Origin of the sequence: Pseudomonas sp. NPDC077451 (genome assembly GCF_044543345.1) — a bacterium.
Classification (GTDB): Bacteria; Pseudomonadota; Gammaproteobacteria; order Pseudomonadales; family Pseudomonadaceae; genus Stutzerimonas.
On sequence record NZ_JBITVX010000016.1, the window covers coordinates 62,007 to 74,458 of the forward strand.

The following is a 12,452-nucleotide window of genomic DNA, read 5'->3' on the forward strand; positions in this document are numbered from 1 at the left end:
CATGTGTGGCATCGTTGGCGCCGTCGCTGAACGCAATATCACCCCGATCCTGCTAGAAGGCCTCAAGCGCCTGGAATACCGTGGCTATGACAGCGCTGGTGTCGCCGTGCTGGACGACGGTTGCCACCTGCACCGTCTACGACGTTCCGGCAAGGTCGCCGAGCTGGAACAGGCTCAACAGGAAGAGCAACTTACCGGTCGCTTGGGCATTGCGCACACCCGTTGGGCGACTCACGGAGCACCTTGCGAGCGCAACGCCCATCCACACTTTTCCGGCGACGACCTCGCCGTAGTGCACAACGGCATCATCGAAAACCACGAGGCGCTGCGTCAGCAATTGAAGGGGTTGGGTTATACCTTCCTCTCAGATACCGATACCGAAGTCATCGTTCACCTGCTGCACCACAAGCTCGGCGAGTTGGGCGATCTGACCGTCGCCCTGAAGTCAGCGGTCAAGGAGCTGCACGGCGCCTATGGCCTGGCTGTAGTCAGCGCTAAGCAGCCCGATCGTTTGCTTGCCGCCCGCAGCGGCAGCCCGCTGGTGATCGGCCTGGGGCTGGGCGAGAATTTCCTCGCCTCCGATCAGTTGGCTCTGCGTCAGGTGACTGACCGTTTCATGTACCTGGAAGAAGGTGACATTGCCGAGATCCGCCGCGACAGCGTGAAGATCTGGGACGTCGACGGCCAGGCCGTTGAGCGTGAAAGCGTGCAATACCACGAGGGCGCCGAGGCTGCGGACAAGGGCGAGTATCGGCATTTCATGCTCAAGGAAATTCATGAGCAGCCCAAGGTGGTGCAGCGTACCCTCGAAGGCCGCCTCGGTGATCACCAGGTGCTGGTGCAGGCGTTCGGCCCGCAGGCAGCGGAGTTGTTTGCCAAGGTGCGTAACGTGCAGATCGTCGCCTGTGGCACTAGCTATCACGCCGGCATGGTCGCTCGCTATTGGCTGGAAGAGCTGGCTGGTATTCCGTGTCAGGTCGAGGTCGCCAGCGAATTTCGCTACCGCAAGGTTGTGGTGCAGCCCGACACCCTGTTCGTCACCATTTCCCAGTCCGGCGAAACCGCTGATTCGCTCGCCGCGCTGCGCAACGCCAAATCACGTACCGAAGGGGAAGGGCGTTACCTCGCCAGTCTGGCCATCTGCAACGTTGGTATCAGCTCGCTGGTCCGCGAGTCCGACCTGACCCTGTTGACCCAGGCCGGTCCGGAGATCGGCGTGGCCTCGACCAAGGCGTTCACCACTCAGCTGGTTGGCCTGTTGCTGCTGACCCTGTCGCTCGGTCAGGTGCGCGGCACCTTGGCGCCGGCTCTGGAGGCGGAGCTGATCGACGAATTGCGCCGCCTGCCGACGCGTCTCGGTGAGGCGCTGGCCATGGATACCACGGTGGAAAAGATCTCCGAGCACTTCGCTGAGAAGCACCACACCTTGTTCCTCGGCCGAGGTGCGCAGTATCCGGTGGCCATGGAAGGCGCGCTGAAGCTCAAGGAGATTTCCTACATTCACGCCGAGGCCTATCCGGCCGGTGAGCTCAAGCATGGCCCCTTGGCGCTGGTCGACGCCGACATGCCGGTGGTTACCGTGGCACCGAACAATGAATTGCTGGAAAAGCTTAAATCCAACCTCCAGGAAGTGCGCGCGCGCGGCGGAGAGCTGATTGTTTTCGCGGACCGCGAAGCGGGCATCGAAAACGGCGAGGGCACCTTTATCGTCAGCATGCCGCATATCCACGACGTGCTGGCGCCGATCCTCTACACCATCCCCTTGCAGCTGCTTTCCTACTACGTCGCAGTCCTGCGGGGCACTGACGTCGATCAGCCGCGCAACCTGGCTAAATCGGTAACCGTGGAATAGCGGTTGAGATCCTCAACATCTGTAATGGTTTTTGCCAAAATATATTGTCAAAAGACAAAATATTTTGACAACAAACAAAATATTATGACAAAACGCAAGTGTATGATTTCCATACACTTATTAGAGGTAGCCAGCCCGCCTATCCGAATCACGCGAAAGTCGACCGGATGAAGCTAATCTGTTCTCGCGTTTTTCAACTTATCCACAGCCTGCGAAGTTTCCTAAGACTTTTGAGCGTTTTTTCAAGCTTCGGATTGGTGGAGGTGGCTGAAGGCACCGGGAGGCTTGTTTGCGAGGTCGTAGCTTTAGAACCCAGTCCGACATTGATCGGCATATCGAAAAAGGTTTTGGGCAAGGGAGTCTAGAGCACTACGTGCCATGGCTGCGGGTGCAGGATGTTCCATCCCATGGGCGGTCGCGCAAGATACATGGAGCCAAGGTCAATCGGCTTCATCACCTTCTTTCCGATTTGGAATATGGCTATCTACTTCTGCTTGAGTTTTCAGAATCGGTAATAGATATCAGGGAGCAATATCCCCTGTTGCCCCAATCAGCAGCCCAGTCGATTGCAAACTCGCTGAACATCGCTTATCCGGTTTATCCCGGAACGAAAGTACCTTTCGTGATGACCACCGATTTTTTAGTTACGCTGCGACAGCCTGACGGAAGCGAGCGGTTAGTTGCGCGTACGATTAAATACACCGAGTCATTCGCTTCGGGTCGAAGGCTTGAGCGCACTTTACAAAAGCTGAAGATAGAACGAGAGTTTTGGAAAAATCGCAACATTGACTGGAACGTGGTTACAGAAGAAAACATACCCGCAACCCTGAGCAGTAACTTAGATTGGTTTCGCAAAGGAGCCACGCTCAAAAGGGAGCTCCAGCAACGCGCATTAATCGTTAGTTTCCTCGATGAAGTTAAAAGCATGCGAGAGTTTCAATGGCCTCTTGATCGTATGCTAAAAAGCATTGCTAAATCGCTATTTATCCCATATGGCGACGCCAAAAACATCTTCATGCACCTGGTTTGGAACAAGAATATAATTCTTGATCTAGTAGCCGAACGGCTAATGATGAAGAGCGTCTTTCTAATTGCAGATATCTTGTATCCTTCCGAAGACTCTCGATATGAGAGTAGGGCTAGCTGATGCCATATCTAAATATTAACGATGTCATCGAACCAGTCACCGAAACCAGTGAGTTTCAACAATTGGCCAGGGTACTCTGGCTGGATACTATAAGCGATCAAGTTGTACTTTTTAATATTGTGAAGACGCCCAATAAGCCTTGGGTGATGCGTTTGTCAGAGCTAATAAGTTTTTTGGATAATGGTGATATAAAGACAGCAACTATTGTACCTAGCCCATTTATGCTACGGATTGAAGAAGATATTTCTGAAAAAGAGAAATGTTCTCGTGATAAAAACTGGCTGCGTATCCGGGATCTGATTGAGACGGAAGTTCCGGGAGAGATATTTCAGCCTGGAGCTATGGGGCGCTTAATAACTGACCAAGCGATAAAATGCGAAATACCCAAAAAAACTATATATCGACTACTGTATCGATATTGGATGAACGGCCAGGTTCGTAACGCGTTACTACCTGACCGTTTTAACTCTGGGGGTCCAGGTAAACCCAAGCAGTATAGGGTTGGAAAAAAACCCGGCCGCAAAGCCCATTTTCAAGGAGTGGAAGTCGATACTCAGTCAAAGGTTCTGACGGAGGCCGACAAGAACTGCATTAAGGTAGGCTTTTCTTTATTTGCAACCGGAAAAGTTGGCACTATCGCTGATGCTTACATAAAAATGCTCAGGCGGTTTTATACATCAAAAACGCTTCCAGGCGATTGTATGGAACCACCACTACTTCCCGCAAATGAACTTCCAACCGCTAGGCAGTTCGCTTATTGGGGACACAAAGCGTATGACGATATTACCGTTCTTAGAGGAAGAGGCGGTGAGCGAAATTGGAAAAAGGATCATCGTCCGCTGACTGGTACTGTACGCGATGGTCTGCGTGGTCCTTGCCACTTGTTTGAAATAGACGCTACTGTGGCTGACATATATCTGGTCAGCCGATACAACCGAGACTGGGTTATTGGCCGCCCGGTTGTTTATGTGGTAATTGATACTTTCTCAGGCATGATCACTGGCGTTTATGTCGGCCTTGAAGGGCCGAGTTGGAACGGCGCCCGTCAGGCACTGTTTAATGCATTTACGTCGAAGAAAGATTTTTGCGCGGATAATGGTGTTGATATTACCGAGGACGATTGGCCTTGCCACCACTTACCTCATGAAATCTTTGCTGACAGAGGAGAGATGTTGGGTCAGGCTGCAGAAGGCTTGGCTTCAGGGCTCAGAATAAACCTTGGTATAGCCCCTCCTTATCGGCCGGACTGGAAGGCCATCGTTGAGAGCAGTTTCAAAGTACTCAACGTTACTACCCAAATACATTGGATCCCCGGCGCAGTACGTAAGAGGAATAAAGAACGGGGAGAGCGTGATTATAGGCTGGATGCTACGCTCAATTTGGCAGAGTTTACAAAGATTATTGTTCAGGGAATACTCCATTATAACAAGCACAATCGGCAGCCCGACCGCCTTACCAAAGAGATGATAGCCGATCAGGTGGAACCTACCCCAATAGGCATATGGAGTTGGGCGCTCCGAAATGATCGAATCGATGAAAATTCCCAGGCTGACGAACTTATTTACCTACATCTTTTGCCCCGAGACAGAGGTTCTATACAAAAGGGAGGGATTAAGTTCAAGGGTATGTTTTACATCTGTGACTTAGCCGTTGAGCAGAACTGGTTTGCCAGAGCAAGACATAGAGGGGTAAGCAGCATTCTTTGTTGGTATGACCCTAACAGCACTGAACATATCTGGATCCAAAATAATCAAGGTAACTTCCTACGCAGTGATCTAAGGAAATCTGAAGTTCGCTATATCGGGTATCGGTTTGATGAAGTTATAGACATGCTCGCCATCATCAAACAAGAGTCCCCAGACAGCAAATACACCAAGCTAGTCAGTAAAGTCTCGCTAGATGCCGAAATATCTGACGTCGTTAAAGCTGCAAAACAAGATAAGTTGTTAAAAACTGAAGTTTCGACGAAATCTGAAAAGTTGGGCAACATTCGTAGTAATCGAGCTAGCGAACGCTTGCAAGAACGTAAGGAGTCGTTCGTCCCCGATGACTTGCGATCTTCTGTTCCTCCGCGACCCGACGCGATTATTAGCGCTGGCGTCGCGGAAGATTACGCCGGTGCCCGCAGCGCTGAGGTCTTTGATCTACTGAGCCGGCTACGCCCAGGGGCCAAGAAATGAGCCGAAATATACATTTCGTCGCCCAGTATGAGGCATCGCCTGTTTTAGAGTTTCAAGGGAATCCATTAATAGAAGCGTTACCACCAATCTTCTCCGAAACCGACACGGCTTCATTGATCACGCATTTTCCGCCGGTGAACGAGCATGAGCGCGAACTCGATAGAGCGGTACGGCTTCACTGCATCGATCGCTTACGTACGGTCGTTCAGCCTTTACCGGTTCATCTTGAGCTGGAATCAAGCCTGTCTTCGTTGATTCGAAGTGGATACGTAGGGCGTAATCCGCTGTCGCCAACGACCGTGAGGCACCTTCACTCACTTTCAACGAGCAGGCGGACATCCGACGGGTTTCGCTCTACTGCAACGACCTTCAGCTTGGTTGGGTTGAGCGGGATCGGAAAATCGACGGCCCTTGAATCAATTCTGCGTCTTTATCCGCAGACAGTTCTCCATGAACGCTATGAAAGTCGTCAGTTTGTACAAACGCAAATCACTTGGTTAAAGCTGGATTGCCCGTTCGATGGTTCACTTAGCGGTTTGTGTCGGGCGTTCTTCCGTGCGGTGGATCAGGCTATTGGCCAAGATCGATACGCAAACAGCTACCGCTCTCGAAGTGGCCTCCCTGACACCATTCAACGCATGGAACAGGTTGCGAGCACCTATTTTATAGGCGCCTTGCTAATCGATGAAATTCAGCATCTACGGTCGGCGCGAACCGGCGGAAAAGACAACATGCTCAATTTCTTCGTCAACCTGATCAATTCGATTGGCATCCCAGTCGTGTTCATCGGGACTAACTCAATGATCAGCCTGTTTTCGGACGTGCTTCGAAATGCAAGACGTGGATGTGGCCTTGGCGTTATCGAGTTTCAAAGATTCGAGAAGCACGATCGGTACTGGAAGATGTTGGTGCAGTCCTTGTGGGCCTATCAATGGTGCCGTGAGGTTAGTCCGCTGTCGGATGAGCTGTTCGACGTACTCTATGATTTAACTCAAGGTGTCACAGACTTCCTGGTTAAGCTCTTGATCCTAGGTCAGCGCTTCGCTATTCAGTACGGCGAGGAGCGCCTTGATCCAAGCACGTTCAGACGCGTGGCCGATACCAAGATGCAGATCCTTAAACCGGCGTTGTCGGCCTTACGTAGCCGGGATCCTAGGCAGCTGGGGCGGTTCGAAGACCTATTGCCAATTGATTCCCAGCTTGAGGGCATGATGCTGCCGAGCTCTGACGACGTGTCGAAACGGTATTCACTGCTGAGCGGCATTAGTCCTATGCCGACGGTGAAACCGCTAGGCAAACCAATGGCAGCTGTACCAAAGCTTGTTACCGCGTCCTCTCAAGAGTCCGCGAGGCTGTCTGAAATAGCCAAGAGTGAAAATCCCCTTCAGCAATTGCGCGATGAGGGCTGGCTGTGTGAGCAGATATTTGAGTTCTCTGACGCCTATCGCGATAGGTAGGTTTGAGGTGGGGGATGGATACTGGACCAGGCTTTTTCTTAGCTCCCTTCCCAGACGAAACACTTCACAGTCTGTTAAGTCGTTATTGCCGGCTGACTGGGTTTGCTTCGGTCCGCCAAGCATTCAACAACGTTGAGCACAGCTACGCCTTTACCCGAAACACTAGCCTCCCTTGCCATTTAAAAGAATCAGAAAGGCTTCTCAACCCGGTTACTGGGCTGGACGCCAACGCTCTCATCTCTCGACATACTTTGCTCCCTTACTTCCAACCATTTATGTCGTCAGAGCAGCTAGCGATGACGCGCCGTCAAATGGAGAGCAGGAACGGCCAAGGGTTGAAGATGAGGCTTGGGCTTATTGCAAGTTCTCTAGAAAGATACGTTCGGGTTAGGTTTTGCACGGCATGTCTTGAAGAGGATGATCAAAGACATGGTCAATCCTACTGGCATCGCGTACATCAGCTACCTGGGGTGTGGATATGCCCCCATCACGTACAGCGCCTTTTAATCGTTGAACCGGCTTGGCTCCGGGATAAAGCTACGCGGTGCTTCCTGCCTACTGACGATGAATTACAGGCGCACACCCTTGCACTAAAGGTCAGTGCGCTTCAGAGAAACGCTCTTCATCGTCTCGCGGCTCTGTCATGGTCAGTACTCCATAGAGACTCTGCCCCACTGCAACCTGACATGGTCCAGCAAAATTTGTTGAGGGGGGCACAGGTCCGTGCGCTCGTGAGTTCCAATGGCAGGCTTCGACTGACGCCGTTGGCTGAAATGTTAGCTATCTACTTCAAAGCGTTGCCCAGCACAGGGGAGTTTTCGCGACTGTGCCCAGCGAGCGCAAAACAAGCTCCCTCCTGGATCCTCAAGCTGTTGCGAAAGCCAAGAGGTGCCCATCACCCGCTGCATTATTTAGTTCTTGCGGATGCGCTTGGACTCAGCTTCGATCATCTAACCGTTAGGCGCTCTGTTTCCTTCGTCCCCACGGTGGGCAGCATTGCGAACACGGCGACCGGCGGAACTGGTGGACTAATGGAGACGCTTGAGGAAATGTACACGGAAGGACGTTCTCTTCGGCAGATTGCGGCTGTGACAAGCGTGAGCGTCTCTACACTGCACGTCCATGCTGTTCAGCTTGGATTAAGTGTCCGTTCTCGCCCGTCCATTCTCCTGCCAGGCCTCAAAGCGCAAATCCGGGATCAGGTAATTGCGGGGAAATCCTTTGCTGAAGTAGCTACGGATTGTGGTGTTTCATTGACGTCGGTGTATCGAGTACTGAGGATGGAAACCGGCCTTAAAGACATGTTGTCAGGGTTGCGAGTGGAGCGAGACCGAGAGAACCGCCGTACTCGTTTCATTATGGAACGTGAGAGGAACACGACAGCTCAGGCGTGCACCGATTACGCTTGGCTTTACCGTAACGATAGAGATTGGCTGAAAGAAAAGCTCCATCGCATCGGAAGGATCGCTCGTAAGCGCACCGCCGCTGTTGACTGGGCAAGGCTGGATAAAGAGTTGTCGCGTCGAATCCGAGAGTGCGCGCGGAGCCTTAGGGCTCGGCCAGGGAAGCCACTTCGGATCTCTGTTTCGCGGATAGGACGTGAGCTGAATTCTTCCACACTGTTCGAGAAAAAATTGCCTAAGTTGCCTCGATGCAGCATGGAGCTTAAGGCAAGCTGTGAATCAAAAGATCAATTTCATCACCGCAGATTAGAATGGGCTGCTAAAGAATTACGCGCACGTAAGGCAAGTTTTGGTGCTGCGACCTTGTTGAGGTTCGCAGCCATTCGCCCACCCAGTGGAAATGCAGCTTCGTATCTCATGAGATTGATCAACGAAGCTTAGCCATATGGGGTTAGTCTAATTTGACCATACGAGCTTTTTGATAAGCTCGGCCGGCATAGCCTGCATCAACCGTTACAGGGCCCGACCATTGCCGCGTGATTGAAAATTTGTTCATTTCATCTAGGTGGCTAAACTTTTGATTTACCATCACCTCGATGTTCCAGCCAAAATGGCTGAGAATCGAATTACAGCTAATCTTATTAATTTTTATCAAATCACTTAAATTAACAATTGACGGATTAAGGTCGAGCCTTTTGAGTTCGTGTATTCCCCATATTATCCGCCGGACATGGAAGTGCCAAAGGGATTCATGATGTTCTTTAACCTTTTTTGAAACTTCAGGATAAAGTTTTTCCCTGTCTCGCCCACCCGGCAACCTTTTAGGTAGAAGAGAAAGAATATTCCCGATATTTACTCTTTTAGGTTTAGAAGAAAGCGAGTAAAGACACTCAATTCCGTCCTCTATGGTCTTTGCATAACTAAGATCGGCGATGCTAGTATCAGGCTCTGTCGTTCCAGCTAAATAGGTGATTAACCACTTACGATCATGTTTAAAAAGCCATGAAGTTGCCTTCAAAGAGTTCTTCCAGCAGTCTTCTAGTGTTGAATTTGGCCAGCGGTTTACGATCTGCTGTATCTTAGCCCTGTAAACCGAGCTTTTACTTTCCGTCGATTTTGGATGCTTTGAATCTGTCCTGCGAGCTCTTACGAGAGGCAAGGTCTGTTGATTTTGTAGAGCGCTTTTAAATACGTTGAAATCGCGAAATAGGAAAAAGCTTAGTATCAAATGCCGTGTTACTGGCATATCTAGTTGATTATCTATTGTAGAAAGACGAATCCACGTTTTTGTCTTCTTGGCAGCGTATGCAGCGTCTGCTTGACAGAGAAATTCATCTCCAAAAGTTTCGACTATACTTTTGAATAGTGATGCTTGTGAAACTAGGCTGCCAGCTCGGAGCCCTAGCATGGAAGCTTGTGTTCTGTACGCTTGCGCAAGGGATTCTTGCGAGATAGTAGGAACGTCTCCGTGCAATAGATCTTTGGAGAACATAGCGAATTCGTTCTCAAGTACGGGAGCGATTTTGCTGCACGTGTTTGTACTAACAGACCAGCCACACTCACAGGGCAGCCACGGCATCGTTAGAATTCGATTCTTCGTATAAAACGGCTTGGAACAAAATAGACATGAGCTTATCAAGCTTTCACAGTGCTTCCAGCAACTGGAAACTCCTGGTATTTGATGAGCTCTATGCCAATAACTGGAGCCAAACTCAGTTTCGTCGCTCTGGCAGCATGTGATGCAGAGTTTAGCTGTGCCATGCACGCCTACCACGCGCTGAGGAACTCGTGACAGCGCGGTTGTAGAAGTTTCTTGGTTAAGTTTTTTGTGAGAGTCCTCGGTTCCAAGAAATGATGTAAACAATGGCAGAAGTGTATTGGTATTTAGCAAGCTTTTAAGGTTTTCTTCAGCTTCTCCTGGGAGCCGTTCAGCTAGCTGAGATATTTTCTTCGGGACAACAACGTCCAAAGGAAACGGGGCAGCGTCGAATGCATCTCGGAAAGTCAATGGCTGTGTTTTGTTGCCTGATAGAAAATGGTAGCGAGAAACTCTTGAGTGCAATGTTTCATCAGGAAGTGAATGTGGAAAAAATGGAATCTTGTGATGCACCGTTACAACTCCTGCTTAGCACATACATGTAAGTTAAACGTAACATGGATTCCATTCACAAGTCTCTCGTCGATTGCCAGCGTGATCAGAGAATAACCTAACTGGTACTTTCTAATGGACGATTTAATGTGTGGTCAGGATTGGCCAATGTGCATAACCTACGACGAACAATATTGTTGCGCTAAACCGCGTAAACGTGATTTTCTACGCCTCAAGTCGACCCTGCTTCAAAGATAGGCGTTGCTCAAGACTCGGTGGAAGTAACTAGTCTCTTAGTGGGACCGAGCGTGGCATGGTCAAACGTAAATCGCCGTTTGGGCCTCTATTACTTGCTCGACGGCAGCATAAAGGTCAACGTTGGTTTGCTGTGTCTTGATCGATACTACGAGGCTGTACCTGACGGTATCGTCGTAACGCTGATGCTTGACCAAAGTTTTCCACCAGCCCAAGGCGGGATAGATGCCGAGCATGCCGCGGCCTGCTAGGTCAGCAGCAGTACCCCGCCATATGTCCGAATGAAGTGAGTCGCGATGCCTGGTTTGGGTGCCAAGCAGCCAACAGGGGTCTGAGCCGCCTCCCTGATAGGCACCTTCCTCCTCATCCCGAGCACGCTTGTTGATGCGTTGCCGGAACTGGTCCTTGTCTTCATTAGGGCGACTTACGTCAAATCGAAGACCATGCGACTCGTAGCGATAGCGGCCTTTGATGCCGCGCTCGGCGATGCCCGGGTTTGGCTCAATGAAGTAGGAAAGGGTTACTCGCATCTCCACTTCGACGTTGCCGAGGTTGAGCAATTCCTGACGAGGCCAAGGAAGAAGGTGCAGATGCATGTCTCGCGCGGTGGGAGGTTTCGTGCCTTGCCTCGCAAAAGGCTTCAGTTGGTCCTCAACGATCATTGTGTCCCGCGGAAGCCAGACCAGGCGGGTGAGCCCGTCAAATATGGCCACGGTCATGCCCCGGTTAGAGGGTGTCCGATTGGTTGTGTACTCATTCCATGTAGACACTGCCGTTGCTCACACTCTGCCGTTAGCCACTGGCTGCTTTTGGCCGATTCTGTTGAAAAAGGTAGTTCTATCCGCGAATCAGGATCGCCCCCGAAGGCACCTGCCATTCCAACTTACGGCAACTGCCTGGCGGCGGTTGCTGTCCTGCTGGCCGGTCTGGATACCAGATGCGGCATTCGCCTGGAGGGGGGAGGTGGCCGGCCGGTACGTCATGCTCATGATGGGCGCGCGGATCATAGCTGTCGTATCCATAAGCCACACAACCAGCACACAGCAAGAGACCGAAGCTGGCCGAAATCAGGCGAGTGACACGGTAAAGAGCACTTCGGTCAAAGCGCTCAATTGGATTATTCACGGTAGGCCTTATCCCGCTCTCGATAGAATTCTGCCCTGCGTTTGTCATCTTCTCGCTCCATTTCCTCGAAATTTTTGCGCTCTTCCCGATCCATTTCTTCATGGAACTTCCCGTGTTCCTTGTACGCCTCCAGCTCTGCCTTTTCCATTTCCCTCTGGTGTTCCCAGTAGCGCTTATCCGCCTCCCGAAACTCCTTGTCAGGGTCATCAGCGAAAGTGCTCCCGGTGGTGACGCAGAATAAGGCGAGCCCAAGAACAGAAGCTTTGTACATGGTAACCGTGCCTCCAATAGGTATAGCCGCAAGCCGCGCATTTAGCGGCTTTCAGTAGACCGCCCGGTTTATTGCGCCATCTCATCGGGCGGACTCATCACCGGGGATCGGGCGCGCCAACCCGACTTCCTGAGGCCGTATCTGAAAGCGGCGCTCGCGACGGTTGGGCTGAACCATCCACAGTTCTTTACGGTTGAGGGGACTGCTGGGGGAGACGTCGAGTTGGCAGGCGCACGTGCAAGGGCCGAGGAGCATGTAATGGAATTTTTCTCCGCACGGTCCTCGGGTCAAGCAAATTCAGACCCTCAGTCATTTAGTGTGATTGATGGGATACAAAGCCGATTTAGATGAGGAGTGGTTAGAGCCCGTAGGGCTCTTGCCGCTCGGCGTCGAACGTACCTCTACAAGCCATAATTAATCGCAGCGGCGAGCAGCGTCTGTATGGAACGCAGGTGGGAGCTTTGGTTTGCCCACGACCATTAAACAAATCTGTCGCCTTTTGGGTCTTGTGCCCAGAGGTTTTTCAATGACGGACGACGTAGCCCGCAAAGCACGGCTACCTCTGGCCACTGAAGTTGGTAAGCGTCCGCCCTGCACCCACTGCCTGCCCTAGCCTCGAATAGCCACAATGGTGCCCACCATTTTTTAGTGGACACCATTGTGGATACGCCCC

General features: G+C 51.3%; 8 protein-coding genes and 2 pseudogenes. 6 read left to right on the plus strand and 4 right to left on the minus strand.

All coding sequences use genetic code 11. The annotated features are described in order from the left end of the window. Position 1: 1 nt before the first annotated feature. The 6 genes and pseudogenes from glmS to ACIGHL_RS19785 all read left to right on the plus strand — a co-directional run bounded on the left by glmS (position 2) and on the right by ACIGHL_RS19785 (position 8,480). Positions 2-1,852 carry a glutamine--fructose-6-phosphate transaminase (isomerizing) gene (gene glmS, locus ACIGHL_RS19760; RefSeq protein WP_046163284.1) on the plus strand — a complete coding sequence of 617 codons (1,851 nt, stop codon included), beginning with the start codon at positions 2-4 and terminating at the stop codon, positions 1,850-1,852. 289 nt (positions 1,853-2,141) lie between these two features. After that, on the plus strand, positions 2,142-2,999 hold the full coding sequence (locus tag ACIGHL_RS19765) for a TnsA endonuclease N-terminal domain-containing protein (protein ID WP_045423002.1): 858 nt from the start codon (positions 2,142-2,144) through the stop codon (positions 2,997-2,999). Next, complete coding sequence (locus ACIGHL_RS19770; protein ID WP_446697616.1) at positions 2,999-5,179, plus strand: TnsB C-terminal domain-containing protein; 2,181 nt, start codon at positions 2,999-3,001, stop codon at positions 5,177-5,179. Before ACIGHL_RS19765 ends, ACIGHL_RS19770 begins: the two co-directional genes overlap by 1 nt. After that, positions 5,176-6,636, plus strand: coding sequence for an ATP-binding protein (locus ACIGHL_RS19775; protein ID WP_045423006.1), 1,461 nt, complete (start codon positions 5,176-5,178; stop codon positions 6,634-6,636). The genes ACIGHL_RS19770 and ACIGHL_RS19775 overlap by 4 nt, the downstream gene beginning before the upstream one ends. A gap of 14 nt (positions 6,637-6,650) precedes the next feature. Then, a pseudogene (locus ACIGHL_RS19780) lies at positions 6,651-7,127 on the plus strand (TniQ family protein); the annotation flags it as partial. A gap of 195 nt (positions 7,128-7,322) precedes the next feature. After that, on the plus strand, positions 7,323-8,480 hold the full coding sequence (locus ACIGHL_RS19785; protein WP_164863236.1) for a TnsD family Tn7-like transposition protein: 1,158 nt from the start codon (positions 7,323-7,325) through the stop codon (positions 8,478-8,480). Between the two features lie 10 nt (positions 8,481-8,490). On the opposite strand, the gene ACIGHL_RS19790 is transcribed toward ACIGHL_RS19785, so the two are convergent. The 4 genes and pseudogenes from ACIGHL_RS19790 to ACIGHL_RS19805 all read right to left on the minus strand — a co-directional run bounded on the left by ACIGHL_RS19790 (position 8,491) and on the right by ACIGHL_RS19805 (position 11,779). Continuing rightward, positions 8,491-10,149, minus strand: a complete 1,659-nt coding sequence (locus tag ACIGHL_RS19790) for a TniQ family protein (protein ID WP_446697618.1) — start codon at positions 10,147-10,149, stop codon at positions 8,491-8,493. 296 nt (positions 10,150-10,445) lie between these two features. Then, positions 10,446-11,096: a hypothetical protein gene (locus ACIGHL_RS19795; protein ID WP_241509302.1), complete on the minus strand. Its 651-nt coding sequence runs from the start codon at positions 11,094-11,096 to the stop codon at positions 10,446-10,448. A 124-nt stretch (positions 11,097-11,220) separates the two neighbouring features. After that, positions 11,221-11,361, minus strand: a pseudogene (locus ACIGHL_RS19800) (tetratricopeptide repeat protein); the annotation flags it as partial. A gap of 139 nt (positions 11,362-11,500) precedes the next feature. After that, a complete protein-coding gene (locus ACIGHL_RS19805) occupies positions 11,501-11,779 on the minus strand; it encodes a hypothetical protein (protein ID WP_046622514.1) in 279 nt (92 codons plus the stop codon). Between the last annotated feature and the right edge of the window lie 673 nt (positions 11,780-12,452).

Coding starts and splice junctions, on each gene's coding strand:
- ACIGHL_RS19770 (WP_446697616.1), top strand. CDS start 2,999: ATGCCATATCTAAATATTAACGATGTCATCGAACCAGTCACCGAAACC.
- ACIGHL_RS19775 (WP_045423006.1), top strand. CDS start 5,176: ATGAGCCGAAATATACATTTCGTCGCCCAGTATGAGGCATCGCCTGTT.
- ACIGHL_RS19805 (WP_046622514.1), bottom strand. CDS start 11,779: ATGTACAAAGCTTCTGTTCTTGGGCTCGCCTTATTCTGCGTCACCACC.
- ACIGHL_RS19785 (WP_164863236.1), top strand. CDS start 7,323: ATGGTCCAGCAAAATTTGTTGAGGGGGGCACAGGTCCGTGCGCTCGTG.
- glmS (WP_046163284.1), top strand. CDS start 2: ATGTGTGGCATCGTTGGCGCCGTCGCTGAACGCAATATCACCCCGATC.